General features: G+C 74.9%; 1 protein-coding gene. It reads left to right on the forward strand.

Annotated features, from left to right (window positions below; translation table 11 throughout):
• The first annotated feature begins 53 nt into the window (after positions 1-53).
• Complete coding sequence (locus ACIRD7_RS06490; RefSeq protein WP_403450515.1) at positions 54-17,699, forward strand: SDR family NAD(P)-dependent oxidoreductase; 17,646 nt, start codon at positions 54-56, stop codon at positions 17,697-17,699.
• Positions 17,700-17,726 lie beyond the last annotated feature (27 nt).

Here is a 17,726-nt window from a genome sequence, read left to right on the forward strand (position 1 = left end):
CCGACGGCACCCCAGGACCGCGCAACTCGCTCACCGCGACCGTGGAGAACGACATGACTGCATCGTCCGAAGAGCTCGTCGAAGCCCTGAGGGAGTCCCTCAAGGAGAACGACCGGCTCTGGCAGCGCTACCAGGACCTCGTCACGGCGTCCCGGGAACCCGTCGCCGTCGTCGGCATGGGCTGCCGCTTCCCCGGCGGCGCCGCCACGCCCGAGGCCCTGTGGGAGCTCGTCACCGGTGAACGGGACGGCATCACCCCCGTCCCCGAGGACCGCGGCTGGGACCTGAGCGCCCTCGGCGACACCACCGCCAACGGCGGATTCCTCCACGACGCACCCCAGTTCGACCCGGACCTGTTCGGCATCAGCCCACGCGAGGCACTGGCCATGGACCCGCAGCAGCGGCTGCTGCTGGAGACGTCCTGGGAGGCGCTGGAACGGGCGGGCCTCGACCCCACCTCGCTGCGCGGCACCCGCACCGGCGTCTTCACCGGCGTCTCCGGCAACGGCTACGGCGGCCACCTCCACGAGGCGACCCCCGAGACCGAGGGCTACCTGCTCACCGGCAGCATCCCCAGCGTCGCCTCCGGACGCGTCGCCTACACCCTCGGCCTCGAAGGCCCCGCCGTCACCGTCGACACCGCCTGCTCCTCCGCCCTGGTCGCCCTGCACCTCGCCTGCCAGGCGCTGCGCTCCGGCGAGTGCGACACGGCCCTCGCCGGCGGCGCCACCGTCATGGCCAACCCGGGCATGTTCCTGGAGTTCGCCCGCCAGGGCGGCCTCGCCGGCGACGGGCGCTGCAAGTCCTTCGCCGACGACGCCGACGGCACCGGCTGGTCCGAGGGCGCCGGCGTCCTCGTCCTCGAACGCCTCTCCGACGCCCAGCGGCTCGGCCACCCCGTGCTCGCCGTCGTCCGCGGCAGCGCCGTCAACCAGGACGGCGCCTCCAACGGCCTCACCGCGCCCAACGGCCCCTCCCAGCAACGCGTCATCCGCGCCGCCCTCGACGCCGCCGCGCTCACCACCGCCGACATCGACGCCGTCGAGGCACACGGCACCGGCACCCGGCTCGGCGACCCCATCGAGGCCCAGGCCCTCATGGCCACCTACGGGCAGGACCGCACCGAACCCCTGTGGCTCGGCTCCGTGAAGTCGAACATCGGCCACACCCAGTCCGCCGCGGGCGTCGCCGGGATCATCAAGACGATCCTGTCGCTGCGCGCCGAACTGCTGCCCCGCTCCCTGCACTCCGAGACCCGCTCCACCCGCGTCGACTGGACCGAGGGCAACGTCCGCCTGCTCACCGAGGCCCGCCCCTGGCCGCGCGGCGAACGCCCCCGCCGGGCCGGTGTCTCCGCCTTCGGCATCAGCGGCACCAACGCCCACGTGATCGTCGAGGAGGCCCCCGCGGTCGAAGCGCCCGAGCCGCGCGCCGTGACCGCGCCGCCCGTCGTGCCCTGGGTGCTGTCCGCCCGCAGCCACGAGGCACTGACCGGCCAGGCCGCCCGCCTCGCCGCCCACGACGCCGACCACACCGCGACCGGCCTCTCCCTCGCCACCGCCCGCGCCCGCCTCGAACACCGCGCCGTCGTCCTCGGCACCGACCCCGCCGTCCTGCGCGAGCGCACCGCCGCCCTCGCCGCCGGCGACTCCGGCCCCGGGGTCGTCGAAGGAACCGCCGCCGACGGCCGTACGGCCTGGATGTTCACCGGCCAGGGCAGCCAACGCCCCGGCATGGGACGGGAGTTGTACGACGCCCACCCGATGTTCGCGGCCGTCCTGGACGTCGTCTGCGAAGCCCTGGACACCGCCCTAGCGGACGCCCCAGGCTTCGAACTCCCCGTCCGCGACGTCATGTTCGCCGCCGAGGGCACGCCCGAGGCGGCCTTCCTCGACCGCACCGGCTACGCCCAGACCACCCTGTTCGCCCTGCAGACCGCCACCGCGGAACTGCTCCGCTCCTGGGACACCCGGCCCGACATCGTCCTCGGCCACTCCATCGGCGAGTACGCCGCCGCCTACGTCGCCGGGGTGTTCGACCTCGCCGACGCGGCACGCCTCGTCGCCGCACGCGCCGCCGCCATGCAGGCGCTGCCCGAGGGCGGCGCCATGGCCGCGGTGGAGGCCGGCGAGGCCGAAGCGGGAGAGTTCCTCCAGGGCGGCGAAGCCACGATCGCCGCCGTCAACGGCCCCCGGGCCGTCGTCGTCTCGGGCACCGAGGACGCCGTCGCACACGTGATGGACGCGGCCCGCGAGCGTGGCCGGCGCGTCACCCGGCTGCGCGTCTCGCACGCCTTCCACTCGCCCCACATGGCCCCCGCCGCGGCCGAGTTCACCCGCGTCGCCGAGACCGTCACCTTCCGCCCGCCGGCCCTCGCCGCCGTCAGCACCGTCACCGGGGCCCCCGTCACCGCCGCCGACTGGGCCAGCCCCGCCTACTGGGCCGACCAGATCGTCCGCCACGTCCGCTTCCACGACGCCCTCACCACGGCCACCGGCCGCCAGTCCGCGAGCCGACTGCTGGAGATCGGCCCCGACCCCGTCCTCACCGGCCTCGCCCACGCGAGCGCCGGCACCCCCGCCGCGTCCGTCCTGCGCAAAGGCACCCACGAGCCCGAGTCGCTGCTGACCGCACTGGCCGAGATGTACGTCCACGGCGCCGCGGTGGGCTGGGCCACCCTGTTCGAGGGCACCGGCGCCGGCCGCGTCGACCTGCCCACCTACGCCTTCCACCACCGCCGGTTCTGGCTACGGCCCACCCGCACCGTCACCGACGTCGGCGGACTCGGCCTCGGCAGCGTCGGCCACCCCCTGCTCGGCGCCACCGTGCGCCCCGCCGGCACCGACACCGTCCTGCTCACCGCCGCCCTGTCCGCCGACGCCCACCCCTGGCTCGCCGACCACACCGTCGCCGGCCGGGTCGTCGTCCCCGGCACCGCCCTCGTCGAACTCGCCGTCCAGGCGGGCGACCAGGCCGGCTGCGGCACCCTCACCGAACTCGCCCTGCACACCCCGCTGGTGCTGCCCGAGCACGACACCGCACACCTCCAGATCGCCGTCGAATCCGCCGCGGCCGACGGCACCCGGGCCGTCCGCGTCCACGCCCGTCCCGGCGGCGCGCCCGCCGACGCGCCCTGGACGCTGCACGCCGCCGGCACCCTCGCCCCCGCGGGTCCCGCCCCTTCCTGGGACCTGCGGGCCTGGCCCCCCGCCGGAGCCGAACCGCTCCCGCTGGAGGACCTGTACGACCGCCTCGCCGCCGCCGGTCTCCAGTACGGCCCCGCCTTCCGGGGCCTGCGCGCCGCCTGGCGGGACGGCGACGACGTCCTCGTCGAGGCCGCCCTGCCGGACGGCGCCGGCGACCCCACCGCCTTCGGCCTGCACCCCGCCCTCCTCGACGCCGCCCTGCACGCCCTCGCCCTGCCCCAGGACACCGACGACCGGGCCCGGCTGCCGTTCCTGTGGAGCGGCGTACGCCTGCACGCCGTCGGAGCATCCGCCCTGCGCGTCCGGCTCACCCGGCACACCGACGACACCCTCGCCCTGTACGCGGCCGACGAGACCGGCGCACCCGTCGCCGACGTCGAGGGTCTTGTCCTGCGGCCCTTGGCGGCCCTGAGCGACGACACCCCGCGCGCCGGGTCCCTCTTCCGGCTGGAGTGGACGCCGGTGAGCGGCCGGCCGTCCGGCGACGGCGCCCTGGCCGTACTGACCGACGACCCGGCGCCGTGGACCGCCGCCGACCCGGCGCTCCCGCACGGCACCACCCTCGACGCCCTCGCCGCCACAGACCCGGCGACGGTTCTCCTCCCGGTCGGGCCCGGCACGGCCGCCGACGTCCTGGCGGCCGCGCACGCGTGGCTCGCCGACGAACGCTTCGCGCGGGCCCGCCTGGTGCCGGTCACCACCAAAGCGGCCGGCGACGACGCCACCGACCCCGCCGGCGCCGCCGTCTGGGGTCTGCTGCGCACCGCCGCCAACGAGCACCCCGGCCGCTTCGGCGTCGCCGACACCGACGGCACGCCCGAAGCCCTGCGCACCCTCGTCACCACCCTGCCCGGCCTCGACACCGGCCAACTCGTGGTGCGCGGCGAGCAGGTGTTGCTGCCGCGCGTCGTCCGCACCGCCGAACCGACGGCCACCGAGCCCACCGCCTGGCCGGAGACCGGGACAGTCCTCGTCACGGGCGGCACCGGCGGCCTAGGCGCCCTGATCGCCCGGCACCTGGTCACCACGCACGGCGTGCGCGACCTGCTGCTCATGTCCCGGCGCGGCCCCGAGGCACCGGGAGCCGACGACCTCCTGGCCGACCTCACCGCGGCAGGTGCCCGCGTCTGGGCCGTCGCCTGCGACGCCGCCGACCGCACCGCTCTGGCCGCGGCCCTGGACGGGGAACGGCTCAGCGCGGTGATCCACGCCGCCGGCGTCCTCGACGACGCACTCCTCACCGACCTCACCCCCGACCGGCTCACCCGCGTCGTCGCCGCCAAGGCCACCGCCGCCCTGCACCTGCACGAGCTGACCGCCGATCAGGAACTGCACGCCTTCGTGCTGTTCTCCTCCGTCGCCGGTGTCTTCGGCAACCCCGGCCAGGCCGCCTACGCCGCCGCCAACACCGTGCTGGACACCCTCGCCACCGCCCGCCACGCCCAGGGCCTGCCCGCCCTGTCACTGGCATGGGGCCTGTGGGAGACGGCCGACGGCATGGGCGGCCGCACGGCCGACGCCGACCTGGCACGCCTGCGCCGCCACGGCTTCCCGCCCCTGCCCACCGACGAAGCCCTCGCCCTCTTCGACACGGCGCTGCGCACCGAGCACCCCGTCGCCCTGCCCTTCGCCCTCGACACCACCGCCCTCGCCGCCCACCGCGACACCGCCCCCGCGCTCCTGCACGGCCTGCTGCCCCCCGCCCGCCGCCAGGCCACCGCCGCCACCGCCGCCGGCAACGCCCTCGCCCGCCGCCTGCGCACCCTCCCCGACGACGAACAGCACCGGCTCCTGCTCGACCTCGTCCAGACGGCGGTCGCCGCGGTCCTCGGCCACAGCGCCACCGCGGCCGTCGAACCCGCCCGCGCCTTCAAGGACCTCGGCTTCGACTCCCTGACCGCCGTCGACCTGCGCAACCGCCTCAAGACCGTCACCGGCCTCCAACTCCCCGCCACCCTCGTCTTCGACCACCCCAGCCCCCTCGCCCTCGCCACCCGCCTGCACACCGAACTCCTCGGCACGGCGGACCACCCGGCCACCGCCGCCCGCACCACGACCGGCACCGACGAACCCGTCGCGATCGTCGGCATGGGGTGCCGCTTCCCGGGCGGGGTGGACTCGCCCGAGGCACTGTGGGACCTGGTCGCGTCCGGCGGCGACGGAGTGTCCGGGTTCCCGGCGGACCGCGGCTGGGACCTGACCGCCCTGCACGGCGACGGCCCCGGCAGCTCCGCCACCCGCGAGGGCGGATTCCTGCACGACGCCGCCGACTTCGACGCCGAACTGTTCGGTATCAGCCCGCGCGAGGCCCTCGCGATGGACCCGCAGCAGCGCCTGCTGCTGGAGACGTCCTGGGAGGCGCTGGAGCGGGCGGGCATCGACCCGCTGTCGCTGCGCGGCTCACGCACGGGCGTCTTCGCGGGCCTGATGTACCACGACTACCACGCCCGTCTGCACACCGTCCCCAGCGAGGTCGAGGGGCTCCTCGCCAACGGCAACGCGGGCAGCGTCTTCTCCGGCCGGGTCTCCTACGTCTACGGCTTCGAGGGACCGGCCGTCACGGTGGACACCGCGTGTTCCTCCTCCCTCGTCGCCCTGCACCTGGCGTGCCAGTCGCTCAGGTCCGGCGAGTGCGACACGGCCCTCGCGGGCGGCGTGACCGTCATGGCCTCGCCGACCACCTTCGTGGAGTTCTCCCGCCAGGGCGGACTCGCCGCCGACGGACGCTGCAAGGCCTTCGCCGACACCGCCGACGGCACGGGCTGGGCCGAAGGGGCCGGTGTACTCGTACTGATGCGGCTCAGCGAGGCCCGCCGCCAGGGCCGTCCGGTGCTCGCCGTCGTACGGGGCAGCGCGGTCAACCAGGACGGCGCCTCCAACGGCCTCACCGCCCCCAATGGTCCGTCCCAGCAGCGGGTGATCCGTCAGGCGCTGGCGAACGCCGGTGTGACGGCGGCCGAGGTGGACGCGGTCGAGGCGCACGGCACCGGCACCCGGCTCGGCGACCCCATCGAGGCGCAGGCCCTCCTCGCCACCTACGGCCAGGACCGCGACGAACCGCTCTGGCTGGGCGCCGTGAAGTCCAACATCGGGCACACCCAGGCCGCCGCGGGCGCGGCCGGCGTCATCAAGATGGTGCTGGCGCTCCGCGCGGAAACCCTGCCCCGCACCCTGCACGCCGACCAGCCGTCCTCCCACGTGGACTGGGAGTCCGGCGCGGTGCGCCTGCTGACCGAGGAGCGCGCCTGGCCGCAGGGCGAGCGGCCGCGCCGGGCGGGCGTGTCGTCCTTCGGCATCAGCGGCACCAACGCCCACGTCGTCATCGAAGAGGCCCCGGCCGCACGCCCCGCCCCCGCGACCCGAGCGGAGCGCGGGCTGCCGACGGTGCCGTGGCCGGTCACCGCACGCTCCGCCGCGGCACTGCGCGCCCAACTCGCGCGACTCGCCACCGTGGACGCCGACCCGCTGGACACCGGCCTGTCGCTGGCCAGGACCCGCGCGACACTGGAACACCGTGCCGTCCTGCTGGGCCCCGACCTGGACGCCCTGCGCGCGCAACTCGCCGAGCCCGCGATCACCGGGTCCGCCACCGAGGGCCGTACGGCCTGGATGTTCACCGGGCAAGGCAGCCAACGGCACGGCATGGGCCGCGAGTTGTACGACGCGCACCCCGTCTTCGCCGCCGCCCTGGACGAGGTGTGCGGCCTGCTGGACGCCCGGCTCGGCTTCGAACGGCCCCTCAAGGACGTGCTGTTCGCGGACGACACCGCCCCTCTGCTCGACACCACCGGATACGCGCAGCCGGCGCTGTTCGCGGTGCAGGTGGCACTGGTCGCGCTGCTGCGGTCGTGGGGGATGACCCCGGAGACCGTACTGGGCCACTCGGTGGGTGAGTTCGCCGCCGCGCACACCGCCGGCGTCTTCGAACTGCCGGACGCGGTAGAGCTGGTGGCGGCACGCGCCCGCCTGATGCAGGCGCTGCCCGAAGGCGGCGCCATGGCGGCCGTCGAGGCGGACCCCGACGACATCGCCTCCTGGCCGGCCGACGGCGCGGTCGTCGCCGCCGTCAACGCGCCCACCTCGGTGGTCGTCTCCGGCACCGAGGCCGCCGTGGACGCGGTCGTCGAGCGGGCCCGTGCACAGGGCGGGCGGGCCACACGGCTGCGCGTGTCCCACGCCTTCCACTCGCCGCTCATGGAACCCGTCCTCGCCGAGTTCACCCAGGCCGCCGCCCAGATCACCTACCGCGCACCCCGGATCGCCGCCGTGAGCAGCGTGACCGGCGCCCCGCTCGACGAGGGCGAGTGGACCACACCCGCCTACTGGGCCGACCAGATCGTCAAGCACGTCCGCTTCCACGACGCGTTCACCGCCGCCCGCGCCCAAGGGGCCGGCCGGTTCCTGGAGATCGGCCCCGACCCCGTCCTGACCGCACTGGCCGGCGACGCACCCGCCGCCGCGACACTGCGCCGGGACCGCCCCGAGCCGGAGACCCTGCTGCGGTCCGTCGCCGAACTCTTCGTGCGCGGCACCCACGTCGACTGGGCCGCCGTCTTCGCGGGCACCGGCGCCCGGGACGTGCCCCTGCCGACGTACGCCTTCCAGCGCCGCCGCTACTGGCTCGACGCCCCGCGCACCACCGTCGCCGCCGGCGACCTCGGCCTGGGCAGCACCGGGCACCCACTGCTCGGCGCCGCCGTACCGGTCGCCGGATCGGACGCCGTGCTGCTGACCGCCCGCCTGTCCGCCGCCGACCAGCCCTGGCTCGCGGACCACGCCGTGGCGGGCACGGCCATCCTGCCGGGCACGGCCGTACTCGAACTGGCACTGGCCGCAGGCGAACGCGTCGGCCTGGACCGCGTCGACGAACTCACCCTCCACGCCCCCCTCGTCCTGCCCGAGGCGAGCGCGGTCCACATCCAGCTCAACGTCGAGACCCCCGGCGCCGACGGCCGACGGCAGCTGCACGTCTACGGCCGCCCCGAGACCGCCACCGACGCCCCCTGGACCCTGCACGCCTCCGGCACCCTGGCAGCGGGCGAGCCCCCGGCGGAGGACTGGGACCTGCGCACCTGGCCCCCACAGGGCGCCGAACCGGTGGAACTGGACGGCCTCTACGAACGGTTGAGCACCGCCGGACTGTCCTACGGCCCGGCGTTCCGCGGCCTCGAACACGTCTGGCGCACCGGCGACGACTGGTACGTCCAGGCCGCCCTCCCGGAAGCCGCCGCGGGCGGCGCCGAAGGCTTCGGTGTCCACCCCGCCCTGCTGGACACGGTCCTGCACGCGCTGGCCCTGTGGGAGCGCGAGGACTCGGGCGCGCTGCTGCCGTTCCTGTGGTCCGGCGTCGAACTGTCGGCCACCGGTGCCTCCGCGCTGCGTGTGCGCATCTCCCGCCGCGCCGACGACACCGTCACGCTCCACGTGGCCGACCCGACCGGCGAACCGGTCGCCCGAGCCGAAGCGCTGACACTCCGCCCCCTGTCCGCCGACACGCTCACCGTCTCCGACAGCGCGTTCCGCGACAGCCTCTTCCGCCTCGACTGGCAGCCCCTCCCCGACACCGCGCCCGCGTCCACCGCGGCCTGGACGGTTCTCGGCGACCCCGCGCCCCTGCCCGACGCCCCCGCCCGCGTCCACGCCGACCTCCCGGCCCTCACGGCGGCACTCGACGCCGGGGACGAGCCACCGGAGACGGTGTTCGCACCCGTCACCACCGCCGGCCGCTCCCTCGCCGAGGTGGCCGCCGCCGTCCTGGCCCTCGTCCAGGGCTGGCTCGCCGAACCCCGCCTCACGGGCACCCGACTGGTCTTCGTCACCTCCCGAGCCGTCGGCGACGACGTCTCGGACATCGCCGGAGCGACCGTCTGGGGCCTGGTGCGGTCGGCGGCCGGCGAGAACCCCGGACGCTTCCGGCTCGCCGACGTGGACGGCTCGGCGGAGTCCTACCGGTCCCTGGCCGGCTGCCCCGATCAGGGCGAACTGCTCGTCCGCAACGGCGCCGCACACACCCCGCGCCTCGTCCGCGCCGTCACCGACGACGTGCTGCTGCCGCCCGCCGGGTCCGGCGACGGCTGGCGCATGGACGTCGTCGCCCAAGGACGCCTCAACGGTGTCGCACTCGTGCCGGAGACCCGACGGCCCCTGGAGCCGGGTGAAGTGCGGGTCGCGGTGCGAGCGGCCGGCGTCAACTTCCGTGATGTGCTGAACGTCCTCGGCATGTATCCCGGCGACCCCGGCCGGCTCGGGCACGAGGGTGCCGGTGTGGTCGTGGAAGTCGGCCCGGACGTGACCGCACTGACGGCCGGCGACCGGGTGATGGGCCTGCTGGACGGGGCGTTCGGGCCGACGGCCGTCACCGACGCGCGGCTGCTGGCACGGATACCGGACGACTGGTCCTTCGAGCAGGCGGCGTCCGTGCCGATCGTGTTCCTGACCGCCTACTACGCGCTCGTCGACCTCGCCGGGTTCAAGGCCGGCGAGTCCGTGCTGATCCATTCCGCGGCCGGTGGCGTCGGTGTCGCCGCCGTGCAGCTGGCTCAGCATCTGGGCGGTGAGGTGTACGCGACGGCGAGTGAGCCGAAGTGGCCGGTCGTGCGTGAGCTGGGCGTCCCGGAGGAGCGGATCGCGTCGTCCCGCACGACGGAGTTCGAGGAGCGGTTCCGGCCGGGTGTGGATGTGGTGCTGGACTCGCTCGCGGGTAAGTTCGTGGACGCCTCGCTGCGGTTGGTGCGGCCTGGTGGCCGGTTCGTGGAGATGGGCAAGACCGACATCCGCGATGCCGACGAGGTGCGGGCCGAGTACGGAGTGTCGTACCGCTCCTTCGACCTGATGGACGCCGGTCCGGACCGGATCGCGGAGATGTTCGCGGCCCTGCTGGAGCTGTTCGAGCAGGGCGCTCTGCGACCCGCCCCGGTCACCTGCTACGGGATCTCGCGCGCACCGGAGGCGCTGCGGTTGCTGGGCCAGGCCAGGCATGTGGGCAAGGTCGTGCTGCGGGTGCCGTCGCCGTGGAGTGGCGAGGGCACCGTGCTGATCACGGGTGGGACCGGTGGTCTGGGCGCCGAGGTCGCCCGGCACCTGGTCGCCGCGCATGGCGTACGGGATCTGCTGCTGGTCTCCCGGCGCGGGCCCGAGGCCCCCGGAGCCCCCGAACTCCAGGCGGAACTATGCGAGTTGGGCGCCCGCGTCAGCGTCCGGGCGTGTGACGTGTCCGACCGTGACGCGCTGGCCGGAATGCTCGACGGTGTCGAGCTGAGCGGCGTGGTGCACGCGGCGGGCGTGCTGGACGACGCCCTCGTCACCTCCCTCACCCCGGAACGGCTCGCCCGTGTCCTGGCCGCCAAGGCCGAATCGGCCCGGCACCTGCACGAGCTGACACGCGGTCAGCGGCTGTCCGCCTTCGTGCTGTTCTCGTCGTTCGCGGGGGTGGTCGGCAACCCGGGCCAGGCCGCCTACGCCGCCGCGAACAACGCCCTGGACGCCCTCGCCACCACCCGTCGCGCCGAAGGGCTGCCCGCCGTGTCGCTGGCCTGGGGCATGTGGGCCACCGCCGACGGCATGGGCGGCACCCTGGACGCGGCCGAACTGGAGCGCATGGCCCGGCAGGGCTACCCGGCGCTGGAGACGGGCGAAGGCCTCGCACTGCTCGACGCCGCGCTGCTGCTGGAGGAGCCGACCGCCGTCCCCGTCGCCCTGCGCGTCCCCGCGCTCGCCGAGGCCGGTCACGACGCCCTGCCCGCCGTGCTGCGCGACCTGGTGCCGGCCAACCGACGCCGGCGCGGTGCCGCCCGACGGAACCTCGGCGGCGGCGAACTCGCCGACCGGCTGCGCGGATTGCGGCCCGACGAGCGGGAGCGGCTGCTTCTCGACACCGTGCGCGTGCAGGTCGCGGCGGTCCTCGGACACACCTCGCCGGGACAGGTCGACCAGGACCGGGCCTTCAGGGACCTCGGCTTCGACTCGCTCACCGCCGTCGACCTGCGCAACCGGCTGCGCACCGCCACCGGGATCGCGCTGCCCGCGACCCTCGTCTTCGACCACCCCACGCCCGCCGCTCTCGTCGCCCACCTACGCACCCACCTGCTGGGCGACGAGGACACGCCTGACCCGGTCGGCACCTCGCGTGTCCCCGCCCCTTCCGGCGCCCGCGATCCCATCGCGATCGTGGGCCTCGGCTGCCGGTTCCCGGGCGGCACGGACTCACCCGAGGCACTGTGGGACCTGGTCGTCACCGGCAAGGACGCGATCACCCCCTTCCCGACCGACCGCGGCTGGGACACCCGGGCCCTCGACGGCATCGCCGCCGTCGGCGGATTCGTGGCGGAGGCCGGGGACTTCGACGCCGAGCTGTTCGGCATCAGCCCGCGCGAGGCACTGGCCATGGACCCGCAGCAGCGCCTGCTGCTGGAGACGGCGTGGGAGGCGTTGGAACGCGCCGGCATCGACCCGACCTCCCTGCGAGGCACCGCGACCGGCGTCTACGCGGGCGTCTCCGCCAACGGCTACGGCGGCCACCTCCACGAGACGACCGCCGAGACCGAGGGCTATCTGCTCACCGGCAGCACCCCCAGCGTCGCCTCCGGCCGGCTGTCGTACCTGCTCGGACTGGAGGGCCCGGCGGTCTCCGTCGACACCGCCTGCTCCTCCGCCCTGGTCGCCCTGCACCTGGCCTGCCAGGCGCTGCGCTCCGGCGAGATCGACATGGCCCTCGCGGGGGGCGCCACCGTGATGGCCAATCCGGGCATGTTCCTGGAGTTCGCCCGCCAGGGCGGCCTCGCCGGCGACGGGCGCTGCAAGTCGTTCGCCGACGGTGCCGACGGCACCGGCTGGTCCGAGGGCGCGGGCATCATCGTCGTGGAACGCCTCTCCGACGCGCTGCGCAACGGTCACACCGTCCTCGCCGTGGTGCGGGGCAGCGCGGTCAACCAGGACGGCGCGTCCAACGGGCTCACCGCGCCCAACGGGCCGTCCCAACAGAGGGTGATCAGGCAGGCACTGGCCGCCGCGGGCCTGGACGCCGCCGAGGTGGACGCCGTCGAGGCACACGGCACCGGTACGCGGCTCGGCGACCCGATCGAGGCGCAGGCCCTGCTCGCGACGTACGGACAGGCGAAGACCGACGACGAACCGCTGTGGCTCGGCTCGGTCAAGTCGAACCTCAGCCACCCGCAGGCCGCGGCCGGCGTGGCGAGCGTCGTCAAGATGGTGATGGCGCTCCAGGAGGAGACCCTGCCCCGCACTCTGCACGCCGAGGAGCCCTCCTCGCACGTCGACTGGGACTCCGGGGCGGTGCGCCTGCTGACCCACGAGCGGGCCTGGCCGCGTGGTGAGCGGGTGCGTCGGGCGGGCGTGTCGTCGTTCGGCATCAGCGGCACCAACGCCCACGTCATCCTCGAAGAGGCCCCGCCCGCCCGTGCACCGGAACCGCGCACAGGGACGGCCGCGCCGGTCGTCCCCTGGCCGGTCACGGGCCGCAGCGCCGACGCCCTGCGGGCGCAGCTCACACGCCTCTCGCAAGACCTCGACACACGCGAACCCGACCCGGCGGACCTCGGGCTGTCCCTCGCCACGACCCGTGCCGCCCTGGAGCACCGGGCGGTGATCCTCGGCCGGGACGCCGCCACACTGCGTTCGGGGCTCGCCGAGCCCACCGTGACCGGGGCCGTCACCGAGGGCCGCACGGCGTGGATGTTCACGGGTCAGGGCAGCCAGCGCCTCGGCATGGGACGTGAACTGCACGCGGAGTACCCGCGGTTCGCGGACGCCTTCGACACGGCCGTCGGGCTGCTGGAGGCCGAGCTGGCCGGCGCGGTCGGCTTCCCCGCCCCGCTGCGCGACGTGCTGTTCGCGGACGAGGGCTCCGCGGCCGCCGCCCTGCTCGACCGCACGGGATACGCCCAGGCGGCCCTGTTCGCCGTCCAGTTCGCGTCCGTGGAGCTGCTGCGCTCGTGGGGCGTGGTCCCGGACGTGGTGCTGGGCCATTCGGTGGGCGAGTACGCCGCCGCCTGCGCGGCCGGCGTCCTCGAACTGCCCGACGCCGCACGCCTGGTGGCCGCCCGCGCCCGCCTCATGCAGGCCCTGCCCGAGGGCGGCGCCATGGCCGCCGTGGAGGCCGGCGAGGCGGAGATCGCCGAACTGCTCACCACGGAGGACGTCTCGATCGCCGTCGTCAACGGCCCGGCCGCCGTGGTGGTCTCCGGCGCGCGGAAAGGCGTCGAGCGGGTCATGGCGGCCATGCGGGACCGCGGGCGCCGGGTCACGCGGCTGCGGGTGTCGCACGCCTTCCACTCCCCGCTCATGGAGCCGATGCTCGACGAGTTCGCAGCGATCGCCGAACGGATCGACTACGGCACCCCGCGGTGCACCGGCGTCAGCACCGTCAGCGGCGCGACGCTCGCCGACGGCGACTGGACGAGCGCCGACTACTGGGTACGGCAGATCCGCCGGCCGGTCCGCTTCCACGAGGCCGCCACCGAGGCGGTCACCCGGGAAGGCGCCGTCCGGCTGCTGGAGATCGGCCCCGACCCCGTGCTCAGCGGTCTCGCCGCGGCCGTCACCGATCACCCCGCGGTTGCCGTGCTGCGCAAGGGCAGGCCCGAACCCGAGACGTTCCTCGGCGCCGTCGCCGAACTGTTCGTCCGGGGCGCCGACGTCGACTGGGCCGCCGTCCTCACCGGAACCGGCGCGCGCACCGTCCCGCTGCCCACGTACGCCTTCCAGCGGCAGCGGTACTGGCTGCGGCCCAGCCGCTCCGGCGCCGCCGCGGACAGCCTCGGTCTCGGCAACGCCGGACATCCGCTGCTCGGCGCCGCGCTGCCGGTCGCCGGCTCGGACACCCTGCTGCTCACCTCGCGCCTGTCCGCCGACAGCCACCCCTGGCTGGCCGACCACGTGGTCACCGGACACGTCGTCGTTCCCGGCACCGCCCTCCTCGAACTCGCCGTCCAGGCGGGCGACCGGGCCGGCCGCGACCACATCGCCGACCTCACCCTGCACACCCCGCTCGTCCTCCCCGAGGACGGCGCCGCACACCTGCAGATCGCCGTCGAGACCCAGGAGGACGACACCCACGCCCTGCGCATCCACGCCCGCCCCGAGGGCGCACCCGCCGACACGCCCTGGACCCTGCACGCCACCGCCACCCTCACCACACGGCGGACCGAGCCCCACTGGGACCTGCGCGCCTGGCCGCCGGCCGCCGCCGACCCGCTGCCGCTGGAGGGCCTGTACGAGCGGCTGGCCGCCGCCGGACTCGACTACGGCCCCACCTTCCGCGGGCTGACCCGCGCCTGGCGTCACGGCGACGACCTCTACGTCGAGGCCGCGCTCCCCGAGCCCGGCGCCACCGAGGCCCCCGCCCACGCGCTCCACCCCGCCCTGCTGGACACCCTCCTGCACGCCCTCGCCCTGCGCGGCCAGGACGACGGCGAGGCCCTGCTGCCGTTCCTCTGGTCGGGAGTGTCCGTCCTCGCGGCCGGCGCCACGACCGTGCGTGCCCGCCTCCGCCCGGCCGGTGACGGCGAGGTCGCCCTGCGCGTGGCCGACGCCGCCGGTGCCCCCGTGGCGAGTGTCGAGTCCCTGCTGCTGCGCCCCGCGTCCGTCGCCGCCCCGAGCACGCCGGCCGGCGTCGACGACCTCTACCGCCTGGCCTGGACGCCCGCGGCCGAGGTCCCGGACCTCGACGATTTCGCCCGAGCCGAGCGTCTGGTACTGCTCTCGCCGGACGCCCGCACCGAGGAACCGTGGGCCGCCGCCGGTGTCGCGGTCACCCGGTACCGCGATCCCGACGCCCTCGTCGCCGCCCTCGACACCGGCACGGAAACGCCGGACACGGTGATCCTCCCGGTACCGGGGACCGCCCCCAACTCTGGTGAAGTCCCAAGTCCGATTGCTGGTCTCCTGGGGGCCATGCGGACCTGCCTGGCGGACGAACGCCTGACCGGAACGCGTCTGGTCGTCACGACCCGCGACGCGGTCCCGGCCGGGCCTGCCGCTCACTCGTGCGCGACCGACCTGAACGGCGCCGGCGTCTGGGGCCTGGTCCGGTCGGCCCAGAGCGAGCACCCCGGCCGTCTCCTCCTGGCCGACCTCGACGGCACCCCCGTCTCCCACCGGACCCTGGCCCGTCACCTCGCTCACGGCGAGGAACCTCAACTCGCCGTCCGCGAGGGCCGCGTCTGGCTCCCGACCCTGACGAGGATGGCGTCCGACGGGCTGCTGGCGCCGCCGGTCGTGCCGGACGGGATGTCGTGGCGCATGGACGTCGGGCGACGGGGCCGCCTGGACGGAGCGACGCTGATCCTCGAGGAGCCGCCGACGCTGCGGGCCGGTGAGGTACGGGTGGCCGTGCGGGCGGCCGGTGTCAACTTCCGCGACGTGCTCAACGTGCTGGGCACCTACCCCGGTGACGCGGGCCGCATGGGCCTGGAAGGCGCCGGCGTGATCGTCGAAGTCGCCCCGGACGTAACGGACTTCGCGGTCGGTGACCGGGTGATGGGCCTGCTGGACGGGGCATTCGCTCCGACCGCGGTCGCGGACAAGCGGATGCTGGCGCGGATACCGCAGGGGTGGTCGTTCGAGCAGGCCGCGAGCGTCCCGGTGGTGTTCCTGACCGCGTACTACGGGCTGGTGGACCTGGCCGGGCTCAAGGCCGGCGAGTCCGTGCTGATCCACGCGGCGGCCGGTGGCGTCGGTATGGCGGCCGTGCAGCTGGCTCAGCACCTGGGCGGCGAGGTGTTCGCGACGGCGAGTGAGCCGAAGTGGCCAATCGTGCGCGAGCTGGGGGTCCGGGAGGAGCGGATCGCTTCGTCGCGGACGACGGAGTTCGAGGAGCGGTTCCGGCCGGGGGTGGATGTGGTGCTGGACTCGCTCGCGGGTGAGTTCGTGGACGCCTCGCTGCGGCTGGTTCGCCCGGGTGGCCGGTTCGTGGAGATGGGCAAGACCGACATCCGCGAGGCGGAACAGGTACGAGCCGAGCACGGGGTGGCGTACGCCGCCTTCGACCTCATCGACGCGGGTCCGGACCGGATCGCCGAGATGTGGGCGGCACTGCTGGAGCTGTTCGAGCGGGACACGTTGCGGCCGGTTAACGTGACGTCCTTTGACCTGGCCAGGGCTGCGGACGCGCTGCGGCTGCTCGGCCGGGCCAGGCATGTGGGCAAGGTCGTGCTGCGGGTGCCGTCGCCGTGGAGTGGCGAGGGCAAAGTGCTGATCACGGGCGGCACCGGTGGGTTGGGTGCGGAGGTTGCCCGGCACTTGGTTGCCGCGCATGGCGTACGGGATCTGCTGCTGGTCTCCCGGCGCGGACCCGAGGCCCCCGGTGTCTCCGAACTCCAGGCCGAGCTCAAGGAGCTGGGCGCGGACATCGACGTACGGGCCTGTGACGTGTCCGACCGTGCGGCGCTGGCCGCTGTACTGGACGGGGTCGAGCTGTCGGGTGTGGTGCATGCGGCGGGTGTGCTGGATGACGGGTTGGTGGCTGATCTGACGCCTGAGCGGTTGGCTGGTGTGCTGGCGGCGAAGGCTGAGTCGGCTGTGCATCTGCATGAGTTGACCGCTGGTCGTGATCTGTCGGCGTTCGTGTTGTTCTCGTCGTTCGCGGGTGTGGTGGGCAATGCCGGCCAGGCGGCGTACTCGGCTGCGAACAACGTTCTGGACGCGTTGGCTGTGGCCCGTCGTGCCGAAGGGCTGCCCGCCGTGTCGCTGGCCTGGGGCATGTGGGAGGCCGGCATGGGTGCGACGCTCGGCACCGCCGACTTGGAGCGGCTCGCGCGGCAGGGCTTCCCCCCGCTGGAGACGGACAAGGGACTGGCCCTGCTTGATGCGGCGCTGGCCGTGAACGAGCCGACTGCCGTGCCCGTCGCTCTGCGCACGTCGGCTCTGGCGGGCGATCAGGTGCCGTTCGTACTGCGGGACCTGGTGTCGGCTCCGAGGCACAGCCGGGGCGTCGCCGCGTCGGGTGGCGCGGGCGGCGGTGGCCTGGCGGAGCGGCTGCGCGGCGTGGGACCGGCCGAGCGGGGCCGCGTGGTGCTGGACGTGGTGCTGGCCGAGGTGGCCGGCGTGCTGGGGCATGCCTCGGCCGGTGCGGTGGACGCCTCACGGGCGTTCAAGGAGCTGGGCTTCGACTCACTGACCGCGGTGGAACTGCGGAACCGCCTGAAGAACGCCACCGGACTGCAGCTGCCCGCGACCCTCATCTTCGACCACCCGACCGTGGCCGGACTCGCCGCCCATCTGCGCACCGAGTTCGACCGCGCCGAAGGCGGCACCGAACCGAGCCTGTCCGAGCTGGACCGGTGGGAGGCGGCCGTACTCGCGAGGGCCGATCAGGACGCGGCCGCGCGCAGGGAACTGCGGGACCGACTGCGGGCCATGACGGCCCGCCTCGACGACGAACCGAGCACAGCAGTAGCCGAGCAGGACAACGACGACATCGACTCCGCCTCGCTGGACTCGATGTTCGCGATCATCGATCGGGAACTCGAGGGCTGACGCCGGGCCTTGGCGTGCCCCTCAGTG

This window comes from Streptomyces sp. NPDC093568 (assembly GCF_044764945.1).
Lineage (GTDB): Bacteria > Actinomycetota > Actinomycetes > Streptomycetales > Streptomycetaceae > Streptomyces.

What these genes read in the sequence shown, in the direction of transcription:
- ACIRD7_RS06490 (WP_403450515.1), top strand. Translation starts at nt 54, where the DNA reads ATGACTGCATCGTCCGAAGAGCTCGTCGAAGCCCTGAGGGAGTCCCTC.